We start from the raw sequence: 21,736 nt of genomic DNA, 5'->3' as shown, positions 1-21,736 counted from the left end.
ATCCGGCGGCCGTCGTTTCGAGGGAGCGGGCGGAGTGATCGAACCGTGAAGGCGGTGCTCGGCCGCGCCCTCGGGCTCGTGGCCTCGGTGGTCATCGTGCTGTGGGGGGCCGCGACCGTCGCATTCCTGGCCTTCCGGGTGATCCCCGGCGACCCGGTCTCGGTGATGCTGGGCCCGCAGGCGCAGGTGAGTGAGGCCGTCAAGGACGGCATCCGCGCCGACCTCGGCCTCGACCGTCCGCCGTTGGAGCAGTATGTCGGCTTCATCGGGCAGCTCGCCCGCGGCGACCTCGGCGAGTCGTACCAGCTGCGGCTTCCGGTGTCGGAGGTCATCGGACGGCAGCTCGGGGCGACCGTGCAGCTGTCCGCCCTCGCCCTGGTGATCGCCGTCGTGCTCGCTCTCGCGGTCGCCCTCTTCGTGCGGGGTCGTGTCGGGCGCACCATCGCCGCCGGCGTCGAGCTCGTGGTGCTCTCCTCGCCGGTGTTCTGGATCGGGCTGCTGCTGCTCAGCGTCTTCGCGTTCGGACTGGGGTGGTTCCCCGTCTCGGGCACCCGCAACCCGGCGACCATCGTGCTGCCGGCGATCACGCTCGCCCTCCCGGTGGCGGCGCTGCTGAGCCAGGTGCTGCGCGACGGGTTGATGCAGGCGGAGCGGATGCCGTTCGCGGAGACGGTCCGCGCGCGTGGCGCGGGGCCGACTTGGTTCACGCTGCGGCACGGGGTGCGGCACGGCGCCGCGTCGGCGGTCACCCTCGCGGCCTATCTCACCGGCTCGGTGCTCGGCGGCGCGGTTCTCGTCGAGACCGTGTTCGCCCGCCCCGGCCTGGGGCGGGTGACCCTCGCCGCCATCAACGACCGGGATCTCCCGGTCCTCACCGGCATCATCCTGCTGAGCGCTCTCGTCTTCGTCGTCATCAACGTGGTGGTGGAGCTCGTGCACCCGCTGATCGACCCGCGCGTCGCCGCGCCCCGGTCCGGAGGTGCCGTATGAGTCGGGGCCAGCGGCTCCTGCTCGGGTCCGCCGCAGCCGTGCTGGCCGTGATCGCCGTCGCCGCCCTGTGGCCGGGACTGCTCGCCACGCACGATCCGTTGCAGACCGAGGTGCGGGCCGCGCTCCTGCCGCCGAGTGCCGAGCATCTCTTCGGTACCGACCAGAGCGGCCGTGACGTGTACTCCCGCGTAGTGTTCGGCGCGGGGCGCTCGGTCGGGATCGGGTTGCTCGCCACCGCGATCGCCCTCGCCGCCGGCCTGCTCGTGGGGGCGCTCGCCGGCATGTCTCCGCGCGGTGTCGACGTCACGCTCATGCGCATCAACGACGTCCTCATGGCGTTCCCCGAGTTCCTGGTGGCGCTCGTCGTGGTGGCCGTGCTGGGACCGGGGCCGGTGAACATCGCGATCGCGGTGACCCTGGCGGCCGCGCCCGTGTACGTGCGGCTCGCCCGCGTGCAGACCAGGACGCTGCGCGTGGCCGAGCACGTCGAGGCCGCTCGCATCCTGGGCGTGCCGCCGCTGCGGGCGTTCCGACGCCACGTCGTGCCCGGAGTGCTGGGATCGCTGAGCGTGCTGGCGACCATCGGCATCGGATCGAGCATCCTCGCCGCCGCCGGACTGAGCTTCCTGGGTCTCGGGCCGTCCGAGCCGACCCCGGAGTGGGGCCTCATGCTCGCCGGCGGTCGCAATGTGCTCGGACAGGCGTGGTGGGTGTCGGTCTTCCCCGGTCTCGCGATCACACTGACGGTGGTGTGTGCGACCGTGATCGGACGGATCCTCCGGGCTCGGGCGGACGGGAGGGACGCATGAGTGCGGCGCTGGAGGTCGAGGAGCTGCGGATCGCCTTCGCGGGGACTCCCGTCGTGGAGGGCGTGTCGTTCGCTGTGGAGGCCGGCGAGTGCGTCGCGATCGTGGGGGAGTCGGGGGCCGGGAAGTCGCTCTCGGCTCGCGCTCTGCTCGGCCTCACTCCGCCGGCAGCCGATGTCGCCGTCGACCGACTCCGCATCGACGGGGTGGATGCCGCCGCCCTGACCGAGCGCGGCTGGCGGCGGATACGAGGGACCGGGTTCGGCCTCGTCTCCCAGGACGCGCTGGTGTCGCTGGACCCGCTGCGGCGGATCGCGGACGAGATCGCGGAGCCGCTGCGGCTGCACCGCCTCGCGCGCGGCCGGGCGGTCGTCGCCGCGCGCGTCCGGGACCTCCTCGCGCGGGTCTGGATGCCCGACCCCGACCGCCGTGCACGGCAGCGTCCGCAGGAGCTCTCCGGAGGGTTGCGGCAGCGCGCACTCATCGCCTCGGCGCTGGCCGGGAACCCCGCCGTGCTCGTCGCGGATGAGCCCACCACGGCCCTGGATGCGACGGTGCAGGCCCGCATCCTCGTGCTCCTGCGGGAGATCGTCGACGACGGCACCGCCGTGGTCTTCATCAGTCACGATTTCGCCGCCGTGCGGCGGGTGGCGGACCGGGTGCTCGTGATGAAGGACGGCCGGATCGTGGAATCCGGGCCGGTCACGGAGGTGCTCGCTGCCCCGCAGCACCCCTACACGCAGCAGCTCATCGCGGCGACGATGCACGAGCCGCGGGAGGAGCGCACGGCGTCCCCTGGGGTCATGCTCGTCGCGGAGGGAGTGTCCAAGGCGTTCGGCGGGGTGCCGGCCGTCGTCGGCGCGTCGTTCACGGTGCCCACCGGCCGCACGCTGGGCATCGTCGGCGAGTCCGGGTCGGGCAAGACGACCCTCGCACGGATGATGGTGGGCGTCGAGACGCCGACCTCCGGAGAGCTGCGCTGGGCCGGGGCGCCGCGGGTGCAGCTCGTGCATCAGAACCCGCTCGGGGCGTTCGACCCGCGGTGGACGGTCGGGCGGTCGCTGGAGGAGGCGCTGGAGGCGGGAGGCGTGCCGCGCGGCGCGCGTCGATCACGGGTGCGTGCGCTGCTCGCCGAGGTCGGGCTCGAGGAGAGTCTGGCGGGACGACGACCGGCGGCGCTGTCGGGCGGGCAGCGGCAGCGGGCGGCTCTGGCCCGAGCGCTGGCCGCCGACCCGGACGTGCTGGTGCTGGACGAGCCCGTCTCCGCCCTCGACCCGTCGGTGCGGGAGCGGGTGCTCCGGCTCCTCGCACGGGTGCAGGAGGAACGGCGGCTGACGATGGTCTTCGTCTCGCACGACCTCGATGTCGTCGGCGCGGTCGCGGACGACGTCCTGGTCATGCAGGACGGCCGGATCGTGGAGCAGGGGCGCACGGCTGAGGTGTTCGCCGCCCCGCAGCATCCGTTCACCAAGGAGCTGCTCGCCGCGAGCGGCCCCGTCAGTCCGTGACGACGATCCCGAGTCCCGCTGCCATCACCGGCGCGAGCTGCTGCACCTGCAGGGACGAGAGGGTCGCGCCGCGGAGGCTCTGGACGTCGAGGTAGGAGAGCGCATCGAGGCCGCGGAGATCGAGGTCTTTCGCGCGCAGGCCCCGGGGGTCGACCTCGTCGCTGCGCGTGGCCTGGAACCGGACGCGCGTGAGTTCCGACTGCGGGATGTCGATCGTGCGGACGGCGCATCCCACGACATCGACGTCCTCGGCGCGGGCGGCACCCAGGTTGAGATAGTCGATGCGCACGTCCCGCAGTTCGAGCTCCGCCACGCGGGCGTCGCTGAGATCGAGGGTCCCGATGCGGCCGCCCGTGATCCGGAGCCGACGGATGCTCGCGTTCCGCATCCGGAGCGACGCGATACGCGGGTCGGGGAGGTCGACGTCGAGGAGCGTCGCCCCGGTGAGGTCGACGCTGTCGGCGTCCGCCTGCACCGCGCACTGCTCGAGCGTGGCGTAGGAGAGATCGACGGTGCCGGTCAGCTCGAGCGCGGCGGCGAGGAGATCGGCGCGGCGGGCGGCCACGCGCGGCTCCAGCACCGGTGGCAGGTCGGGCGCGGACACTCGGGGTGCACTCGGGGACTTCGGCATCCTCCGAGGCTATGTCCTCCCTCCGACACCCCCGCTCCTGCTCCGTGCTCCCGCTCCGGTGCGAGGTCGCAGATCCTCGCTGCCTCGCACTCTCCCTCGCAGCCCCTGTGACGGGAGTCCCGATCTGCGACCTCACCCCGACCTCACCCCGGCCCACCCCGGCTCACCCCGGCCCACCCCAGCTCCGGGGCTCTGGGACTCGCCCTGTAGGAGCTCGCTGATCTGCGCTGTGTCGCAGGTTCTCCGCGGGAACGTCCGACATGGGCGCGAATCTGCGACGTCGGGCGGCGGCGGGGAGGAGAGGGACTCGGGCTGCACAGGAGGGGGAGTGGGGGAGTTGTGCACAGGGCATGGGAGGAGCTGGCCGAGGCAGGGAACGAGGGAGGGGGACGGAAGCAGTATCAGGGGCATGAACGGGATGAGGCGGGCGCGGCTGCTGCAGGCGATGCGCGAGGTCGACGGAGTCGCGAGGGTCGAGCGGCTCCGGGAACGCGGGGTCAGCCGGTACGACCTCGAGACGGCGGTGGCGGAGCGGATCATCCACCGGGTGCGGGTCGGGTGGGTGGCGCTGCCCGATGCGGATCCGCTTCGGGTGACCGCGGCGCAGCACGGTGTTCTGATGACGTGCGTGACGCAGGCGCGGCGCCTCGGGATCTGGGTGCACGACGAGAGACCGCGCCTTCACCTGGCCGCCAGCCCGGGCAGCAGGGGCGGGAAGCCACCGGAGGCGCGCGTGCACTGGGCTCGGCCCCTGGTCCCACGACATCCTGATGCCCTGGAGGACCCGATCGAGAACGTGCTGAGCCTGGTGTCCACGTGCGAGCCGTACGAACAGGCGCTCGCGACCTGGGAGTCGGCATTGAACAAGGGACTCGTCGATCGAGAGAGGCTGCTCCGCCTCCGCTGGGGACCGCGCGGGCGGCGGCTCCTGGCCGAGGCGTTGCCGTTCGCGGATGCGGGACTCGAGACCTACCTGCGCGTGCGACTGCGCTGGCTCCGTCTGCCGCTGCGCTTCCAGACGTGGATCGCCGGGCATCGGGTGGACGCCCTGATCGGGGAGCGGCTCGTGCTGCAGATCGACGGTGGCACCCATGTCGGAGCCCAGCGCGACCAGGACAACGCTCACGATGCGGAGCTGAAGCTGCGCGGCTTCCACGTCATCCGTCTCGGCTATCACCAGGTGATGGACGAGTGGCCCGCGGTGCAGGACCTCATCATGCGCGCCGTCGCCCAGGGACTGCATCGTGCCCGCACGGCGTGATGTCGCAGATTCCGCCCCTGGTCGCAGGGTTGGCTCCGGTCCATGCGACGTCGAAGAGAATCCGCGGGGGGAGGAGCACGCGTACAATGGGCACACGAGCATCGATCCGGCCATCACCGGGGAGCTCTCGGAAGAACGGTCCGGCGACGGACTCAGTAGAACCGAGCGGGGCAGGCCCGTCACAGCCGCAGTGAGAGTGGTCCGTGGGTCTCTGAGCTTGTCGAAGGGATGCAGGGGCACGCGAGGTGGTACCGCGGTCCGCGAGGATCGTCCTCGCAGCAGCATCCGCCACGACGACCACTGCGAGAGACAATGACCTACCCGCGCTCCTCCTTCGGCCCCGCTGCCGACCCTTCGACCAGCTCAGGTACCCAGGGGTCTGTGGCGCCGAGCCCCCGCTTCCCGCAGATCGAGGAGGAGGTGCTCGACTTCTGGAAGACCGACGACACCTTCCGCGCCTCCATCGAGCAGCGCGAGGGTGCCCCCGAGTGGGTGTTCTACGACGGCCCTCCCTTCGCGAACGGCCTGCCGCACTACGGCCACCTGCTCACGGGCTACGCGAAAGACGTGTTCCCGCGCTTCCAGACCATGATCGGGCACAAGGTCGACCGCGTCTTCGGGTGGGACACCCACGGGCTCCCGGCCGAGCTCGAGGCGATGAAGCAGCTCGGGATCACCGAGAAGAGCGAGATCGAGGAGATGGGGATCGACGTCTTCAACGAGAAGGCGCGCTCCTCGGTCCTGAAGTACACGCGGGAGTGGGAGGACTACGTCACCCGCCAGGCCCGGTGGGTGGACTTCGAGCGCGGATACAAGACGCTCGACCTCGGCTACATGGAGAGCGTGCTCTGGGCCTTCAAGACCCTGTACGACAAGGGGCTCGCCTACGAGGGCTACCGCGTCCTCCCGTACTGCTGGCGCGATGAGACGCCGCTGTCCGCCCACGAGCTGCGCATGGACGACGACGTCTACCAGATGCGACAGGACCCGTCGGTCACCGTCACCTTCCCGCTCACCGGCGCGAAGGCCGAGGCGCTGGGCCTCACCGGCGTGCGCGCCCTCGCCTGGACGACGACCCCGTGGACCCTGCCGACCAACCTCGCGCTCGCCGTGGGCCCGGACATCGAGTACGTCGTGCTGCCCGCCGGTCCCGCCGGCGCCTCCGACGTGCACCAGGGCCGTGCCGCTCCGTCGGCAGACCAGCTCGCGGTCGAGGCCTCCGCGCACCGCTACCTGCTCGCGAAGGACCTGCTCGGCGGCTATGCCAAGGATCTCGGCTACGAGAGCCCGGAGGACGCGTTCGCCGCGGTCGACGCCACGTTGCGCGGTGCGGAGCTGGCGGACATCACCTACGACCGCCTGTTCGACTACTACGCGGACGAGGAGACCTATGGCACCGGGAACGCCTGGCGCATCCTCGTCGACGACTACGTCACCACGACCGACGGCACCGGCATCGTCCACCAGGCACCCGCCTATGGTGAGGACGACCAGCGCGTCGCCGGCGCGGCCGGCATCCCGACGATCCTGTCCCTCGACGACGGCGGGCGCTTCCTCCCGAACGTCACCGATGTCGCTGGCGAGCTGTGGATGGACGCGAACACGCCGCTCGTGCGCATCATCCGCGACAACGGCCGCCTGGTCCGGCTGCAGAGCTACGAGCACTCCTACCCGCACTGCTGGCGCTGCCGGAACCCCCTGATCTACAAGGCGGTGTCGAGCTGGTTCATCCGGGTCACCGACATCAAGGACGACCTCCTCGCGAACAACGAGCAGATCACCTGGGTGCCGGAGAACGTGAAGGAGGGGCAGTTCGGCAAGTGGCTCGAGGGTGCCCGCGACTGGTCGATCAGCCGCAACCGCTACTGGGGCTCGCCCATCCCGATCTGGAAGAGCGATGATCCGGAGTACCCGCGCGTCGACGCCTACGGCTCGCTGGAGGAGCTGGAGCGCGACTTCGGCACGCTGCCGCGCAACCCCGAGGGTGAGGTGGACCTGCACCGCCCGTACATCGACGACCTGACGAGGCCGAACCCCGACGACCCCACGGGCAAGAGCACGATGCGGCGCATCGGCGACGTCTTCGACGTGTGGTTCGACTCCGGCTCGATGCCGTACGCCCAGGTGCACTATCCGTTCGAGAACCAGGAGTGGTTCGACTCGCACTCGCCGGCGGACTTCATCGTCGAGTACATCGGTCAGACCCGCGGCTGGTTCTACGTCATGCACGTGCTCTCGACGGCGCTGTTCAACCGCCCGGCGTTCACGGGCGTCAGCTGCCACGGCATCGTGCTCGGCAGCGACGGCTACAAGATGTCGAAGTCGCTGCGGAACTACCCGGATGTGTCCGAGGTGCTGGACCGCGACGGGTCCGACGCCATGCGCTGGTTCCTCATGTCCAGCGCGGTGCTCCGCGGCGGGAACCTCATCGTCACCGAGGAGGGCATCCGTTCCGGCGTGCGGGAGTTCCTGCTGCCGCTGTGGAACTCGTGGTACTTCTTCGCGACGTATGCGAATGCTTCGACAGGCTCAGCACCCCAGGGAGGAGCAGGCTCAGCACCCCAGGGAGGAGCAGGCTCAGCACCCCAGGGAGGAGCAGGCTCGGCAACCCAGGGAGGCGGGTACGAGGCGTCGTGGCGCACCGACTCGACCGACGTCCTCGACCGGTACATCCTCGCGCGACTGGGCGATCTCGTCCGCGAGGTCCGCGCCGACCTGGAGGGTCTGGACTCGACCACCGCGTCCGCGCGACTCCGGGACTTCGCCGAGGTGCTGACGAACTGGTACATCCGTCGTTCGCGCGACCGGTTCTGGGTAGGTGTGACGGACGACCCGAAGAGCCGCGAGGCCTTCGACACGCTCTACACCGTGCTGGAGACGCTGTGCCGCGTGGCCGCGCCGCTCGTCCCGCTCATCAGCGAGCGCGTGTGGCAGGGCCTCACCGGCGGGCGCAGCGTGCATCTGCAGGACTGGCCGGATCCGGAGCAGTTCCCGGCGGCCGACGAGATCCGCGACGCCATGGATGCCGTCCGTGAGCTGTCGAGCGTCGGCAACGCGCTGCGCAAGAAGGAGAAGCTGCGCGTGCGCCTGCCGCTCGCACGGCTCACGGTGGTCTCTCCGCTCGCGGCCGACCTCGGCCAGTTCGAGGACATCCTCCGCGAGGAGCTCAACGTCAAGACCGTCGAGCTCGTCCCGCTGACCGACGAGGCGGCAGGGGAGTACGGCATCAGCCACCGGCTGAGCGTGAACGCCCGCGCGGCGGGTCCGCGCCTCGGCAAGGACGTGCAGAAGGCCATCCAGGCCGCGCGCTCGGGTGACTGGTCCGAGACCGACGGCGTCGTCACCGCCGGCGGCATCGCGCTGGAGCCCGCGGAGTACGATCTCGTGCTGGAGACCACGGGTCGCCCCGAGGGGGAGGCCCTGGCCATCGTCCCGTCCGGCGGGTTCGTCCTGCTCGACACCGACACGACGCCGGAGCTGGAGGCCGAGGGCATCGCCCGCGACGCCATCCGCGTCGTGCAGGAGGCGCGCAAGAACGCGGGCCTCGACGTCAGCGACCGGATCGTGCTGGCGCTCAACGCCGCCCCCGCGGAGGCGGCGGCGCTGGAGACCCACGCCGACCTCATCGCCGCCGAGACGCTTGCCGTGGCCTTCGCCGTGCAGCCGACCGATGACCTCGACCGGCTCGTCGACGAGGTCACGAGCCCCGGAGACGGCGTGCATCGGAGCGGGGCGAAGGCCCTCGGGGCCGGGAAGGCACCGCTCCTCGTCACGATCGACACGAACCTGGAGAAGGTGGGCGCATGAGTGCGAGAGACCGGGCCGACGCCGTCTATGAGACGCTGCTGAGCCGTGCCGGGGAACGCTGGGTGCAGCCGCGCAAGGAGCGCACGGCCCGCATCCTCGAGTACCTCGACGACCCGCAGCGCACCTACCGCGTTATCCACATCACCGGCACCAACGGCAAGACGTCGACCGCGCGCATGATCGAGAGCCTGCTGCGTGCCCATGACCTGCGCACTGGCCTGTTCACGAGCCCGCACCTGGAGCGCTTCACCGAGCGCATCATGATCGATGGTGAGCCGATCGCCGACGAGGCCGTGGCCGACGCCTGGGACGAGATCGAGCCGTTCGTGGGGATCGTCGACGCCGAGCTCGAGGCGGCGGGGGAGGCCCCGCTGACGTTCTTCGAGCTGCTCACGGTCCTCGCCTTCGTCGCCGTCGCCGATGCCCCCGTCGACGTGCTCGTGCTCGAGGTCGGCATGGGAGGGGAGTGGGACTCCACGAACACCGCGGACGGCGACGTGGCGGTGTTCGCTCCGATCGACATCGACCACGCGGACCGCCTGGGAAGCACGATCGCGGAGATCGCCCAGGTCAAGGCCGGCATCATCAAGGAAGGCGCTGCCGTCGTCTCCGCCCAGCAGCCGGCTGAAGCCGCCGAGGTCCTGCGTCGCGTGGCCGCGGAGCGTCACGCCACCATCGCCTTCGAGGGCGAGGACTTCGGGCTCTCCGAGCAGAAGCTCGCCGTCGGCGGTCAGCTCCTCACCATCCGCGGCCTCGCCGGGCAGTACGAGGAGGAGTACCTGCCGCTGTACGGCGCGCACCAGGGTCACAACGCGGCCCTCGCCGTCGCCGCCGTCGAGTCGCTGATCGGCGGGGCCGGCCAGGCCATCGCGGGCGGAGTGATCTCGGACGGCCTGCAGGGCAGCACGTCTCCCGGCCGTCTGCAGCTCCTCGGCATCGCCCCCACCGTCATCGTCGACGCCGCGCACAATCCGCACGGCGCCGCAGCGCTCGCCCAGGCGCTGGAGGACAGCTTCGACTTCGACGAGTGGGGACTCGTGCTCGGCGTCCTCGCGGACAAGGACGCCGCAGGCATCGTCGCGCGTCTCGCGCCCGCCGCCGCCCACGTGTTCGCGACCGCGCCGGAGTCCGACCGCGCCAGCGATGCCGACCTCATCGCCGACCTCGTCGAACAGGCCGGACAGCGCGCCACCGTGCACCCGTCGCTCGCGGATGCCGCGGACGCGGCGCGGGAGTGGGCGGCCTCGTCGGATCGTCGGGCCGTGGTCATCGCCGGCTCCGTCGTGCTCGCGGGCGAGGCGATCGCGCTCTCCGAGGAGGAGGACTGGAAGTCGGGGTGGCGCGCGTGAGTGCCTCCGCCGCACCGCGTCGACCGCGCGCGCCGCGCACCCTCGTGCAGAAGCTCGCCCCGGTGGTGCTCGGCTTCGAGGCGATCGTCGTCTTCCTCGTCGGGCTCACCATCTTCGGCTTGAAGGCTCTTCCGGCGGGCATCGAGCAGTGGTGGGGGATCGTGGGTGGTGCCGTCGTCGCGGTGGCCTGCGTCGTCATCGCCGGCATGATCACGAAGCCGTGGGCGATCGCCGCCGGCTGGATCGTCCAGATCGTCGTGGCCCTCTCGGCCATCGCGGTCCCCGCCGTGCTCCTCGTCGTCCTGATTTTCGGCGGGATGTGGGCGTATGCGACCATCATGGGGGCCCGCCTGGACGCACGACGCCCGAGCGGGGCTCCGACCGCGCAGAACGCAGACACAGAGAGTGAATGACATGGCCACCGAAGAAACCCTCGTCCTCGTCAAGCCGGACGGTGTCGCCCGCGGCCTCACCGGCACGATCCTCGCCCGCATCGAGGCGAAGGGCTACGCGCTCGTCGACATCCGCCTCGTCGAGCCCGACCGCGACCTCCTCGCCGCTCACTATGCGGAGCACGAGGGCAAGCCGTTCTACGAGCCCCTTCTCGAGTTCATGATGTCCGGTCCCTCCGTGGCGATCCGCCTCGCGGGCAACCGTGTCATCGAAGGGTTCCGCTCCCTCGCCGGCACGACCGACCCCACGACCGCCGCCCCCGGCACCATCCGCGGCGACTTCGGTCGCGACTGGGGCCTCAAGGTGCAGCAGAACCTCGTGCACGGCTCGGACAGCCCCGAGTCGGCGGCCCGAGAGCTGGGCATCTGGTTCGACTGACCCCATCTTCACGACGAAGCCCGTCCGCCGGAATGGCGGACGGGCTTCGTCGTTCGAGGAGAGGCGCTCAGAAGAGGATCTTCGCCATCTCGCCGAGGAAGTCGAGGCCCTGCAGCTGCGCCAGGAAGATGATCAGCGCGTACGCGATCACGGTCGCCAGCGGCACCCACGGCATGAGCTTGTCCGCCGTGGCGCGGACCTTCGCGTTGCCCGTGAAGGTGCCGTTGCGGGCGAGGTGGACCATGGTCGCGAAGAAGGTGGGGATCGTCACCGCCCAGGTCACCATGCACCAGGGGCACAGCACGAAGAGGTCGTAGAGGCTCTGGGCGATCAGCCAGCACACGAGGCCGAACGCGAAGGTGATGCCCACTCCGAACGCCGCCCAGAACCACCGGGGGAATCGCGCCCCGGCGAGGATCGCGACGCCGACGACGAGCGGCGCCATCCAGCCGGTGAGGCCGATGATCGGGTTCGGGAATCCGAACACCGATCCCTGCCACGACTGCAGGTTGGTGCTGCACTGGATGAAGGGACTGAGATCGCAGCCGAGCGCTTCCTTCGGGTGCTCCAGCAGTGCGAACTTCTCCACGGTGAGCTGGAAGGCGGCGTACCAGCCGATGACGCTCGCGATGATCAACCACACGGCATAGACGACGGGGCGGGTGCGCTGCTCGCTCATGCTCAGGATTATCCCAGCGACGGCTATGGAAAGGGCGAGAACCGCCCGGAGAAAACGGTCGGGGACCGAGAGATGCCGCGATCGGACCGATGTGGTGCGATAATGACCTGTGATGCGATGAACGGCGTTGCCGCGACACGCGTCGAGCAGACTTCGGGGCCCATGCCCCACGCGACCAGAGCCATGAGCCGGTCGCAGGCCGATTGAGTTCGCGGCACCCGCGGGTGCCGCATGAGATTTCACGGGACACGCAGTGGACCGTGCCAGGGAGCACGCCAGAGATGGCCGATGAGAACAATGACAACAACGCCCCCGCCCTCGACGCCCCGGCTGACGCCGCGGAGCCGCTGACGGCGCCCACCGCTCTCGCCGCGGAGGAGTCGGAGGACACCTCGCGGGATCAGGAGGACGCGGACGACGCGGCGGCGGAGGCCGCGGCGGACGACCGCGCTGCCGAGAACGCGGCGGCCGATGACGCCGCTGCGGCGGCGGACGATGCGGCTGCGGCCGCTGTCGAGGACGCCGCTGCCGCAGACGAGGCCGCCGCAGACGCGATCGACGCGGCGGCTCAAGTCGAGGAGGCCCCTGCGGAGCAGGGACCCGTTGAGCCGGCCCCTGCCGAGGAGGCTGCCGCGGAGGAGGCTCCCGCCGAGGAAACTCCCGCGGACGAAGGCCCCGCGGACGTGGCTTCCGCTGAGGCGGCGCCTGCGGACAAGACCCCCGCCGAGCCCGAGAAGCCCGCGGCCGTCACCGCCGTGTCGCTCGGTCTGCTGCCCGAGGTGTTCGTGTCGCAGGTGTCGACGCAGCTGCACTTCTACGCGCCGGAGGTCGTTCCGCTGCCCGCGCGCCCCGGTCGTGACGACCGTGCGCCGGAGCGCGACCAGGACGAGCCCGGTGCCGGTCGCCGCGGTCGTCGGCGCCGCGGCGGATCCGAGGGCGACGAGCAGCGGGAAGAGCCGCGGCAGCGTCAGCGGGTCGTCGAGTACATCACCGAGCCGAAGGCCATCAAGGGCTCGACGCGCCTCGAGGCCAAGAAGCAGCGCCGTCGTGACGGACGTGACGCCGGCCGTCGTCGTCCGGTCGTGACCGAGGCCGAGTTCCTCGCGCGCCGCGAGTCGGTCGACCGCAAGATGGTCGTGCGCTCCAAGAACGGCCGCACGCAGATCGGTGTGCTGGAGGACGGCGTGCTCGTGGAGCACTACGTCGCCCGCAACCAGGACGCCTCGCTGATCGGCAACGTCTACCTCGGTCGCGTGCAGAACGTGCTTCCCAGCATGGAGGCCGCGTTCGTCGACATCGGCCGCGGCCGGAACGCCGTGCTCTACTCGGGCGAGGTGGACTGGGACGGCGTCGAGACCGGCAACCAGCCCCGCCGCATCGAGCTCGCTCTGAAGCCGGGCGATCGCGTGCTCGTCCAGGTCACGAAGGACCCGGTGGGTCACAAGGGTGCCCGCCTCACGAGCCAGATCTCGCTGCCCGGCCGCTACCTGGTGTACGTGCCCGGCGGTTCCATGAACGGCATCAGCCGCAAGCTGCCCGACAACGAGCGCGCCCGCCTCAAGCGCATCCTCAAGGAGGTGCTGCCCGAGTCGTCCGGCGTGATCGTGCGAACGGCCGCGGAGGGGGCGACCGAGGATCAGCTGACCCGCGACGTGCAGCGCCTCACCTCCCAGTGGGAGCACATCCAGAAGCAGGTCGAGAGCCAGCAGGCTCCGGCGCTCCTGCACGCCGAGCCCGATCTGCTCGTGAAGATCGTCCGTGACGTCTTCAACGAGGACTTCACGAAGATGCTCATCCAGGGCGAGGAGTCGCAGCGCACCATCCGGGCGTACCTGGAGAGCGTCGCCCCCGACCTGCTCGAGCGTGTCGAGGCGTACGAGGACGACGTCGATCCGTTCGACGCGTTCCGCATCACGGAGCAGATCGAGAAGGCACTGGACCGCAAGGTCTGGCTGCCCTCCGGCGGTTCGCTCGTGATCGACCGCACCGAGGCCATGACGGTCGTCGACGTCAACACCGGCAAGTTCGTCGGCTCCGGCGGCAACCTCGAGGAGACGGTCACGAAGAACAACCTCGAGGCCGCCGAGGAGATCGTCCGCCAGCTGCGTCTGCGCGACATCGGCGGCATCATCGTGGTCGACTTCATCGACATGGTGCTGGAGTCCAACCGCGACCTCGTGCTGCGCCGACTCATCGAGTGCCTGAGCCGCGACCGCACGAAGCACCAGGTGGCCGAGGTCACCTCGCTCGGTCTCGTGCAGATGACACGCAAGAAGCTCGGTCTCGGGCTGCTGGAGACCTTCAGTGAGGCGTGCGAGGTGTGTGCCGGTCGCGGCGTGATCGTGCACCACGACCCGGTCGTGAAGCACCGTGCGAACGGCAGCAACAACGGCAACAACGGCGGTAACGGCAACGGCGGACGCCGTCAGCGCGGGAACGGCGGCAACAACAACGGCAACGGCGGTGGCAACAACAACTCCGCACCTGCCGCGCCGCCGGTGACCCACAGCATCACCGAGGGGGCGAAGTCGGCCCTCGCGCAGATCGCCGCCTCCACGATCGTGCCGTCCGGCGAACCGGCCGCGGAGGCACCGCCGGCCGAGTCCGCGCCCGTCCCCGCCTCCGAGCGCCCGAAGAAGGCCCGGAAGAAGCGCGGTGACCGGAAGGGGCCGAAGACGCCCACCGAGGAGCTGCTCGACTCGGTGCTGGATGCGCTTCCGGAGCCCAAGGCGCCCGGCCAGGGTCGTGGACGGCGCCGGGTCACCACCGCCGCCCTCTCCGGCACGCCGGTGTCGGTGAACTCGGAGGCGTCAGTGCCGCCGGTCGCGTCCGCGGACCCGGAGGCCTGAGGAGATCAGGCGCCGGACCAGCTCCTTGCCGGGGACGTGCTGCGCACCGCCGGCGATGAGCCGGGGGACGGCGTCCTCGGGGACGTCGTAGTGGTCGAGGTCGAAGGCCCGGGCGGGGATCCCGTGTGCGCGCGCGAAGGCGTGCAGCTCGTCGAGGTTGTCGTCGCTGACCAGGTGCGCCCACAGGCGTCCATGGGCGGGCCAGCGGGGGTCGTCGACGAGTACGGTCACTCCGTCAGCCTACGACCGGCCCCGTCACCCGGCTCACTTTGCGAGGTCAGCCGGCATCCGGTAAAGTAGTCCCTTGGTGCGCATGCCGCGTCGTCCTCGACGGCCGAAGCGGAGAGTCTTGCATTCGCGCCCGTCGTACCAGCGACGCATGCAAGCAACAGTCTTCCCGTGAGATTCTCGGAGCCGCGTGCTCCCCAACGAAACAGGTATGAAGTGGTTTACGCAGTAGTGCGCGCCGGTGGCCGGCAGGAGAAGGTCGAGGTCGGCACCATCGTTCAGCTCGACCGTGTTCAGGCTGCCCAGGGCGACGAGATCCAGCTGCCCGCCGTGCTGCTCGTCGATGGCTCCACGGTGACCACCGACGCCGACGCGCTGGCGAAGGTCACCGTCACGGCTGAGGTCGTCGGCAACCTCCGCGGCCCGAAGATCGTCATCCAGAAGTACAAGAACAAGACCGGCTACAAGAAGCGTCAGGGCCACCGCCAGGAGCTCACGCGCGTCAAGATCACCGGCATCAAGTAAGACCGAGGAGACCAGGACATGGCACACAAAAAGGGCGCAAGCTCCACCCGTAACGGTCGTGACTCCAACGCACAGCGCCTCGGCGTGAAGCGCTTCGGCGGTCAGCAGGTCCTCGCCGGCGAGATCATCGTCCGCCAGCGCGGCACGCACTTCCACCCCGGCGCCAACGTCGGCCGTGGGGGCGACGACACGCTGTTCGCTCTGGCCGCCGGTGCGGTCGAGTTCGGCGCGAAGGGCGGCCGCAAGGTCGTCAACATCGTCGCCGCTGCTGAGTGATCACAGCACCACGCTAAACATCCGGTTCGGGGCGGGCTTCGGCTCGCCCCGTCCGCGTATCTGCCGTCAGGCACCCCGAGCACACCGAAGGACTCGCACATGGTCACGTTCGTCGACACCGTCACACTGCACCTGCGTGCAGGCAAGGGCGGCAACGGCTGCGTCTCGGTGCACCGCGAGAAGTTCAAGCCCCTCGGTGGCCCCGACGGCGGCAACGGCGGCGACGGCGGCGACATCGTGCTCGTCGCCGACACGCAGACCGGCACGCTGCTGTCCTACCACCACTCGCCGCACCGGTCCTCTGGCAACGGCGGACCGGGCATGGGGGACCACCGCTCCGGTTTCGACGGCGAGACACTGGAGCTGCCCGTCCCGGTCGGCACCGTGGTCAAGAGCCCGAGCGGCGACGTCCTGATCGACATGATCGAGCCCGGTGAGCGCTTCGTCGTGGCGGCGGGCGGCCAGGGCGGCCTGGGCAATGCGGCCCTGGCGACTCCGAAGCGCAAGGCTCCCGGCTTCGCCCTGCTCGGCACCCCCGGCTTCGAGGGCGATGTCGTCCTCGAGCTCAAGACGGTCGCGGACGTGGCGCTCGTCGGCTACCCGTCCGCCGGGAAGTCGAGCCTCATCGGCGCGATCTCGGCCGCGCGGCCGAAGATCGCCGACTACCCGTTCACGACGCTGCACCCGAACCTCGGCGTCGTCCAGGTGGAGGACTTCCGCTACACCGTCGCCGACGTGCCGGGCCTCATCGAGGGCGCGAGCGAGGGCCGCGGCCTCGGACTCGAGTTCCTGCGGCACGTGGAGCGCTGCTCCGCGCTGCTGCACGTGCTCGACTGCGCGACGCTGGAGCCGAACCGCGACCCGATCTCCGACCTCGAGGTCATCCTCGCCGAGCTCGCCGCGTACGAGGTGCCGGAGGGGCAGACGCCCCTGCTGGAGCGCCCGCAGTTCGTGGCGCTGAACAAGGTCGACGTGCCGGAGGCCCGTGACCTGGCCGATCTCGTGCGTCCTGATCTGGAGGCCCGCGGATTCCGGGTCTTCGAGATCTCCACGGTTTCGCACGAGGGGCTGCGCCCGCTCACCCTCGCCCTCGGCGAGCTCGTCGAGAAGCACCGCATGGAGACCGCGGTCGAGGCCCCGCGCGAGCGCGTCGTCATCCGCCCGAAGGGCGCCGTGAAGCCGTTCACGATCCGCGTCGAGGGCGGCACGTACGGCAACGTCTACCGCATCCTCGGTGAGAAGCCGGTGCGCTGGGTGCAGCAGACCGACTTCCAGAACGAGGAGGCCGTGGGCTACCTCGCCGACCGTCTGGAGAAGCTGGGCGTCGAGGACGAGCTCTTCCGCCTTGGCGCCGTCCAGGGTTCGACCGTCGTCATCGGCGAGGGCGACAGCATCGTCTTCGACTGGGAGCCCACGATGAGCTCCGCCGCCGAGCTCATGTCGGCGCCCCGCGGCACCGACCCGCGTCTGGCTCCGAACGCCCGCCGGACCACGTCCGAGCGTCGCGAGAAGTACTACGAGCGCATGGACGCCAAGGCGCAGGCGCGCGCGGAGTTGGAGGCGGAGCGCCTCGCCACGTACCGCGAGGACGAGGCGTGACCGCACGCACGCGCGCCGATCTCGCGACGGCGACGCGGATCGTCGTGAAGGTGGGCTCGTCGTCCATCAGCGGCGAGTCGTCCTGGCGCATCCCGGTGATCGTCGAGGCGCTGGCGGCGGCGCACGCCCGCGGGGCCGAGGTCGTGCTCGTGTCGTCGGGAGCGATCGCCTCCGGCATCCCGTTCCTCCGTCTGGATGCGCGGCCCACCGATCTCGCCACGCAGCAGGCCGCGGCCGCGGTCGGCCAGAACATCCTCGTCTACCGGTACCAGGAGGCTCTGCGCCCCTTCGACATCGTCGCCGGTCAGGTGCTGCTCACGACCGGAGACCTCGAGAACCCGACGTCGCGCTCGAACGCGCGGCGGGCCATGGAGCGTCTCCTGGGGTTGCGCACGCTGCCGATCGTGAACGAGAACGACACGGTCGCGACACAGGAGATCCGCTTCGGCGACAACGACCGGCTCGGCGCCCTCGTGGCCCAGCTCATCGAGGCGGACGCCCTCGTCCTGCTCAGCGACATCGAGTCCCTCTACACGCGGCCTCCGAGCGATCCCGGCGCCGAACCCATCGACGTCGTCGCCCCCGATGCGGACCTCTCCGGGCTGGAGTTCGGTGCGACCGTGGTCAACAGCGTCGGCACCGGGGGAGCGGCCACGAAGGTCTCCGCTGCCCGACTCGCGGCGGCCTCGGGCATCGGGGTGCTGGTCACCAGCGCCGACCTCGTGGCGCAGGCCCTTGCAGGCGCCGACATCGGGACCTGGTTCGAGCCCGCCACCTCCTAGACTGGGCGGATGACCGACCTCACCCCTCAGACGCGCCTGGAGCGGGCCAAGGAGGCCTCGCGGACGACCGCCGCCCTCACGAGCGACGACAAGGCACGGGCGCTCGACGCCATCGCCGTCGCCCTCGAGGAGAACGCCGCCCGCATCATCGAGGCCAATCAGCATGACGTCGCGCGCGGTCGGGACGACGGCATCGGCGAGTCCCTCGTCGACCGCCTCCGCCTCGACGAGAAGCGGGTCTCCGCCCTCGCCGCGGCCGTCCGCGACGTGGCGGCCCTGCCCGATCCGGTGGGTCGCGTGGTCGGCGGACACCGCATGCCGAACGGCGTGGCTCTGGAGCAGGTGCGCGTCCCCTTCGGGGTGGTCGGGGCGATCTACGAGGCGCGTCCCAACGTCACGGTCGACATCGCCGCCCTCGCGCTGCGTTCGGGGAATGCGGTCGTCCTGCGGGGAGGCAGCGCGGCGCTCCATTCCAACACCGTGCTCGTCGACGTCATGCGTTCTGCCCTCGGCGACGCCGGGGTGACGCCCGAGGCGATCCAGACCGTGGACGACTTCGGGCGCGACGGGGCGAAGGCGCTCATGCACGGCCGCGGCTTCATCGACGTGCTCGTCCCGCGCGGCAGCGCCGGGCTCATCGAGACGGTGGTGACCGAGTCGACCGTGCCCGTCATCGAGACGGGCGCCGGGAACGTGCACATCCTGCTCGACGAGAGCGCCCCCGACGACTGGGCCTGCGACATCGTCGTGAACGCCAAGGTGCAGCGCCCCAGCGTGTGCAATGCGGTCGAGACGATTCTCGTCCACCGGCAGGCGGCGCCGCGCCTGATCCCGCTCGTCGCGAGCGCCCTCATGAGCGAGGGGGTGGCGATCCACGGCGACGACGTGGTCGCCGGGCTCGTGGCGAACATCATCCCGGCCACGGAGGAGGACTGGGCGACGGAGTACCTGAGCCTGGACGTCGCGATGAAGGTCGTCGACAGCCTCGACGACGCGCTCGACCACATCCGTCGCTACAGCACGGGGCACACGGAATCCATCGTCACCACCGATTCCCGCAGCGCGGAGCGGTTCCTGGCCGAGGTGGATTCGGCGGTGGTGATGGCGAACGCGTCCACTCGGTTCACCGACGGGGCCGAGTTCGGCTTCGGTGCCGAGGTCGGGATCTCGACGCAGAAGCTGCACACGCGCGGTCCGATGGGGCTCTCCGAGCTGACCAGTACGAAGTGGCTCGCGCGTGGGGCGGGTCAGACGCGCGGCTGAGGGCTAGACTGGGGGACGCTGTATCCCTACAGGACCCCCGAGACAGCACGCCACGAACGGAGTCAGGATGAACCTCGTCGCACAGATCGCGATGGCCGCCGCAGAGACCGAGCACCACGGCAACGTGGCTCTCGAGACCCTGATCTTCGGAGTCATCGCCGCGATCGTGTTCGCCGCTCTCGGCTTCGTGACGCTGTCGTACAAGAACGTCGCGAACCGCCACTCCGCCAAGGCAGAAGCCTGGGCGGCGAAGCACGGCAAGGACCACGAGGCGGGACACGGCCACTAGGCCCTCATGAGCACCGCGACCACGCGCGCACCGCGCATCGGCGTGATGGGCGGAACCTTCGATCCGATCCACCACGGCCACCTGGTCGCCGCCAGCGAGGTCGCGCACTCGTTCGATCTCGACGAGGTGGTGTTCGTCCCGACGGGTCGTCCGTGGCAGAAGGCCGACGTCACGCCCAGCGAGCACCGCTATCTGATGACCGTGATCGCGACGGCGTCCAATCCGCAGTTCACGGTGAGTCGGGTGGACATCGACCGCGCGGGACCGACGTACACGATCGACACCCTCCGCGATCTCAAGGAACAGCGGCCGGACGCCGAGCTGTTCTTCATCAGCGGCGCGGACGCCGTGGCGCAAATTCTCAGTTGGAGAGACCATGATGAACTGTGGGAACTGGCCCACTTCGTCGCGGTCTCCCGCCCAGGACACGTTCTGAGCATCGACGGCCTCCCGAGCGACGACGTCAGCCAGCTCGAGGTGCCGGCGCTGTCGATCTCGTCGACGGACTGTCGTGACCGCGTCCGTGACGATCAACCGGTCTGGTACCTCGTCCCCGACGGGGTCGTCCAGTACATCGCGAAGCATCATCTGTATCGGAGCAAGGCATGAGCACATCGGATCAGCGAGGTCCGCTGACGCGGAAGCAGCTGCGGGAGATCCGGTTGACGGGATCCACCCCGATCATCAGCGAGGAGCAGGCGAGCGCCGCCGCGGCGGAGGCCGCGACGCCCGCACCGCCGCTGCCTCGTGCCGCCGAGCCCGTCGTCCTTCCCTCGGCGCCTGTCGCTGACACGTCCGTCGATCCTGACGCCGCGCCGCTGACGCGGCGTCAGGCACGCGAGCAGGAGAAGATCAAGACCGCCGCGGTCCCGGCCGTCGGCGCGGAGGCGGACGACACGACCGATGAGGCTGTGCTGGCACAGCCCGATGGGTCCGACGACGACGACGTCGTCGACGACGAGGTCGCTGCGGAGCCCGTCCGCGCGGCCGACGTCGCCGACACGGTCGGAGACGTGCCGCTCGTCGAAGAGCCCGTCGAGGCGCCGGAGTCCGAGCCCGAGGACATCTCCGCCGTGCTCGGCGTCTCCGAGCAGGACGGCCCCGGTGGCGAGGACCTCCTCGACGAGGACGCCGACGGCGATCTCGACGAGCGCGACGTCGACGAGGCTGAGCGCCCGACCGTGAGCCCGACGTTCGGGCAGGGCGTGCTGCAGGAGGAGACTCCTGCCGAGCCGGCGCCTTTCCGCCCCTCCTTCGATGAGCTGCTCACGTCGAACGACTCCGGCGGCACCCAGCACTCGGCGCCCAATGCGCTGATCTTCACGCCGTCTCCCGGCGAGGGCTCCCTCTCCGGGCCGGTCGCCTCCACCGGAGAGATCCTCGTCACGGGGTCGTACGAGCTGCCGAAGGGCCTCGGCTCGCAGGGCCACGCCCACGGCACTACGGACGGCAAGGAGGTCGACGCGGTGCTCATCGACGGTGAGCTCCCTCCGGCGTCCTCGCCCACCCCCATCGCCGCGAGCTCCGCGGTCAGCACCATCAAGCCCGCCGGCGAGGTGATCCGTCCGCCGGCCCCTGAGAAGGGCAACCGGCTCATGCTGATCGCCGCCATCGTCGCGGGCGCCCTCGCGCTGGGCCTGGGCACTGCCCTGGTCATCGCCTTCACAGGAAACGTCTTCTGATGCAATCACCCGAAACCGCCGAAGAGATGCTGCGCATCGCCGCCGAAGCCGCCGTGGCCAAGGGTGGTGAGGACCTCGTCGCGCTGAACGTCTCCGAGCCGCTGCCGCTCGTGGACATCTTCCTGCTCGTGACCGGTAACAGTGAGCGGAACGTCGCCGCCATCGCCGATGAGATCGAGGACCGTCTCGTCGAGTCCGGACACAAGCGCGTGCGCCGGGAGGGGCGCGCCGAGGCGCGGTGGGTGCTGCTGGACTTCGGCGACCTCATCGTCCACGTCTTCCACCAGGAGGAACGGGTCTACTACGGCCTGGAGCGCCTGTGGAAGGACTGCCCGGTGATCCCCCTCGAGGTCGCCGAGACCTCGGCCGACAACCGCTGAC

General features: G+C 70.4%; 21 protein-coding genes. 18 read left to right on the top strand and 3 right to left on the bottom strand.

What is annotated here, in order from left to right:
* Positions 1-45: 45 nt before the first annotated feature.
* Genes AC3B5L_RS10355 through AC3B5L_RS10345 form a run of 3 tightly spaced genes read left to right on the top strand, consistent with a single transcriptional unit; the run spans position 46 to position 3,304 of the window.
* Complete coding sequence (locus AC3B5L_RS10355) at positions 46-990, top strand: ABC transporter permease (RefSeq protein WP_187661711.1); 945 nt, start codon at positions 46-48, stop codon at positions 988-990.
* Entirely contained in the window at positions 987-1,799 is an 813-nt protein-coding gene (locus AC3B5L_RS10350; protein WP_187661710.1) for an ABC transporter permease, read from the top strand. The genes AC3B5L_RS10355 and AC3B5L_RS10350 overlap by 4 nt, the downstream gene beginning before the upstream one ends.
* Positions 1,796-3,304, top strand: coding sequence for an ATP-binding cassette domain-containing protein (locus tag AC3B5L_RS10345; protein WP_490095730.1), 1,509 nt, complete (start codon positions 1,796-1,798; stop codon positions 3,302-3,304). The genes AC3B5L_RS10350 and AC3B5L_RS10345 overlap by 4 nt, the downstream gene beginning before the upstream one ends.
* On the opposite strand, the gene AC3B5L_RS10340 is transcribed toward AC3B5L_RS10345, so the two are convergent.
* Positions 3,294-3,935: a pentapeptide repeat-containing protein gene (locus tag AC3B5L_RS10340; RefSeq protein ID WP_259954584.1), complete on the bottom strand. Its 642-nt coding sequence runs from the start codon at positions 3,933-3,935 to the stop codon at positions 3,294-3,296. The genes AC3B5L_RS10345 and AC3B5L_RS10340 overlap by 11 nt on opposite strands.
* A gap of 409 nt (positions 3,936-4,344) precedes the next feature.
* On the opposite strand from AC3B5L_RS10340, the gene AC3B5L_RS10335 reads away from it, so the two are divergent.
* From AC3B5L_RS10335 to ndk, 5 genes are all read left to right on the top strand, one after another.
* Positions 4,345-5,196 (top strand): endonuclease domain-containing protein, encoded by an 852-nt coding sequence (locus AC3B5L_RS10335; protein ID WP_259954585.1) that lies wholly within the window; start codon positions 4,345-4,347, stop codon positions 5,194-5,196.
* A gap of 312 nt (positions 5,197-5,508) precedes the next feature.
* Complete coding sequence (gene ileS, locus AC3B5L_RS10330) at positions 5,509-9,003, top strand: isoleucine--tRNA ligase (RefSeq protein WP_259954586.1); 3,495 nt, start codon at positions 5,509-5,511, stop codon at positions 9,001-9,003.
* The gene (locus tag AC3B5L_RS10325) at positions 9,000-10,352 is read left to right on the top strand and encodes a bifunctional folylpolyglutamate synthase/dihydrofolate synthase (protein ID WP_259954587.1); all 1,353 of its coding nucleotides are present in this window, start codon (positions 9,000-9,002) and stop codon (positions 10,350-10,352) included. The genes ileS and AC3B5L_RS10325 overlap by 4 nt, the downstream gene beginning before the upstream one ends.
* Positions 10,349-10,765, top strand: coding sequence for a DUF4233 domain-containing protein (locus AC3B5L_RS10320; protein ID WP_232089036.1), 417 nt, complete (start codon positions 10,349-10,351; stop codon positions 10,763-10,765). Before AC3B5L_RS10325 ends, AC3B5L_RS10320 begins: the two co-directional genes overlap by 4 nt.
* A 1-nt stretch (position 10,766) precedes the next feature.
* Positions 10,767-11,183 (top strand): nucleoside-diphosphate kinase, encoded by a 417-nt coding sequence (ndk, locus tag AC3B5L_RS10315; RefSeq protein ID WP_071329548.1) that lies wholly within the window; start codon positions 10,767-10,769, stop codon positions 11,181-11,183.
* Positions 11,184-11,250: 67 nt separating this feature from the next.
* Here ndk and AC3B5L_RS10310 read toward each other — a convergent pair whose 3' ends face one another.
* Positions 11,251-11,862, bottom strand: coding sequence for a vitamin K epoxide reductase family protein (locus tag AC3B5L_RS10310; RefSeq protein WP_187661704.1), 612 nt, complete (start codon positions 11,860-11,862; stop codon positions 11,251-11,253).
* 281 nt (positions 11,863-12,143) lie between these two features.
* Between AC3B5L_RS10310 and AC3B5L_RS10305 the strand changes: the two genes are divergently transcribed.
* Entirely contained in the window at positions 12,144-14,711 is a 2,568-nt protein-coding gene (locus AC3B5L_RS10305) for an Rne/Rng family ribonuclease (RefSeq protein ID WP_490095729.1), read from the top strand.
* Here the strand turns inward: AC3B5L_RS10305 and AC3B5L_RS10300 are convergent.
* The gene (locus AC3B5L_RS10300; protein ID WP_187661702.1) at positions 14,673-14,942 is read right to left on the bottom strand and encodes a DUF4031 domain-containing protein; all 270 of its coding nucleotides are present in this window, start codon (positions 14,940-14,942) and stop codon (positions 14,673-14,675) included. The genes AC3B5L_RS10305 and AC3B5L_RS10300 overlap by 39 nt on opposite strands.
* A gap of 213 nt (positions 14,943-15,155) precedes the next feature.
* On the opposite strand from AC3B5L_RS10300, the gene rplU reads away from it, so the two are divergent.
* From rplU to rsfS, 9 genes are all read left to right on the top strand, one after another.
* On the top strand, positions 15,156-15,464 hold the full coding sequence (gene rplU / locus AC3B5L_RS10295; RefSeq protein ID WP_187661701.1) for a 50S ribosomal protein L21: 309 nt from the start codon (positions 15,156-15,158) through the stop codon (positions 15,462-15,464).
* Between the two features lie 18 nt (positions 15,465-15,482).
* Entirely contained in the window at positions 15,483-15,740 is a 258-nt protein-coding gene (gene rpmA / locus AC3B5L_RS10290; protein WP_025104972.1) for a 50S ribosomal protein L27, read from the top strand.
* A gap of 99 nt (positions 15,741-15,839) precedes the next feature.
* Positions 15,840-17,339, top strand: coding sequence for a GTPase ObgE (gene obgE / locus AC3B5L_RS10285; RefSeq protein WP_259955074.1), 1,500 nt, complete (start codon positions 15,840-15,842; stop codon positions 17,337-17,339).
* Positions 17,336-18,121: a glutamate 5-kinase gene (gene proB, locus AC3B5L_RS10280; RefSeq protein WP_187661699.1), complete on the top strand. Its 786-nt coding sequence runs from the start codon at positions 17,336-17,338 to the stop codon at positions 18,119-18,121. The genes obgE and proB overlap by 4 nt, the downstream gene beginning before the upstream one ends.
* Before the next feature lie 9 nt (positions 18,122-18,130).
* Positions 18,131-19,384, top strand: coding sequence for a glutamate-5-semialdehyde dehydrogenase (locus AC3B5L_RS10275; protein ID WP_490095728.1), 1,254 nt, complete (start codon positions 18,131-18,133; stop codon positions 19,382-19,384).
* Positions 19,385-19,451: 67 nt separating this feature from the next.
* Entirely contained in the window at positions 19,452-19,673 is a 222-nt protein-coding gene (locus AC3B5L_RS10270) for a hypothetical protein (protein WP_187661697.1), read from the top strand.
* 6 nt (positions 19,674-19,679) lie between these two features.
* Positions 19,680-20,282, top strand: a complete 603-nt coding sequence (gene nadD, locus AC3B5L_RS10265; protein WP_082749995.1) for a nicotinate-nucleotide adenylyltransferase — start codon at positions 19,680-19,682, stop codon at positions 20,280-20,282.
* Positions 20,279-21,355 (top strand): hypothetical protein, encoded by a 1,077-nt coding sequence (locus tag AC3B5L_RS10260; protein ID WP_259955071.1) that lies wholly within the window; start codon positions 20,279-20,281, stop codon positions 21,353-21,355. Before nadD ends, AC3B5L_RS10260 begins: the two co-directional genes overlap by 4 nt.
* Positions 21,355-21,735: a ribosome silencing factor gene (gene rsfS / locus AC3B5L_RS10255; RefSeq protein WP_101845246.1), complete on the top strand. Its 381-nt coding sequence runs from the start codon at positions 21,355-21,357 to the stop codon at positions 21,733-21,735. Before AC3B5L_RS10260 ends, rsfS begins: the two co-directional genes overlap by 1 nt.
* The last annotated feature ends 1 nt before the right edge of the window (position 21,736 follow it).

This window comes from Microbacterium sp. C-MGS6, assembly GCF_058140415.1.
The sequence above is the reverse complement of the archived record's forward strand: the minus strand, read 5'-3'. Positions and strand labels throughout refer to the sequence as shown.

Excerpts from the sequence above, each read along its gene's own strand:
- AC3B5L_RS10350 (WP_187661710.1), top strand. The coding sequence starts at position 987 with ATGAGTCGGGGCCAGCGGCTCCTGCTCGGGTCCGCCGCAGCCGTGCTG.
- AC3B5L_RS10345 (WP_490095730.1), top strand. The coding sequence starts at position 1,796 with ATGAGTGCGGCGCTGGAGGTCGAGGAGCTGCGGATCGCCTTCGCGGGG.
- AC3B5L_RS10340 (WP_259954584.1), bottom strand. The coding sequence starts at position 3,935 with ATGCCGAAGTCCCCGAGTGCACCCCGAGTGTCCGCGCCCGACCTGCCA.
- AC3B5L_RS10335 (WP_259954585.1), top strand. The coding sequence starts at position 4,345 with ATGAACGGGATGAGGCGGGCGCGGCTGCTGCAGGCGATGCGCGAGGTC.
- ileS (WP_259954586.1), top strand. The coding sequence starts at position 5,509 with ATGACCTACCCGCGCTCCTCCTTCGGCCCCGCTGCCGACCCTTCGACC.
- AC3B5L_RS10325 (WP_259954587.1), top strand. The coding sequence starts at position 9,000 with ATGAGTGCGAGAGACCGGGCCGACGCCGTCTATGAGACGCTGCTGAGC.
- ndk (WP_071329548.1), top strand. The coding sequence starts at position 10,767 with ATGGCCACCGAAGAAACCCTCGTCCTCGTCAAGCCGGACGGTGTCGCC.
- AC3B5L_RS10310 (WP_187661704.1), bottom strand. The coding sequence starts at position 11,862 with ATGAGCGAGCAGCGCACCCGCCCCGTCGTCTATGCCGTGTGGTTGATC.
- AC3B5L_RS10305 (WP_490095729.1), top strand. The coding sequence starts at position 12,144 with ATGGCCGATGAGAACAATGACAACAACGCCCCCGCCCTCGACGCCCCG.
- rpmA (WP_025104972.1), top strand. The coding sequence starts at position 15,483 with ATGGCACACAAAAAGGGCGCAAGCTCCACCCGTAACGGTCGTGACTCC.
- obgE (WP_259955074.1), top strand. The coding sequence starts at position 15,840 with ATGGTCACGTTCGTCGACACCGTCACACTGCACCTGCGTGCAGGCAAG.
- AC3B5L_RS10275 (WP_490095728.1), top strand. The coding sequence starts at position 18,131 with ATGACCGACCTCACCCCTCAGACGCGCCTGGAGCGGGCCAAGGAGGCC.
- AC3B5L_RS10270 (WP_187661697.1), top strand. The coding sequence starts at position 19,452 with ATGAACCTCGTCGCACAGATCGCGATGGCCGCCGCAGAGACCGAGCAC.
- nadD (WP_082749995.1), top strand. The coding sequence starts at position 19,680 with ATGAGCACCGCGACCACGCGCGCACCGCGCATCGGCGTGATGGGCGGA.
- AC3B5L_RS10260 (WP_259955071.1), top strand. The coding sequence starts at position 20,279 with ATGAGCACATCGGATCAGCGAGGTCCGCTGACGCGGAAGCAGCTGCGG.
- rsfS (WP_101845246.1), top strand. The coding sequence starts at position 21,355 with ATGCAATCACCCGAAACCGCCGAAGAGATGCTGCGCATCGCCGCCGAA.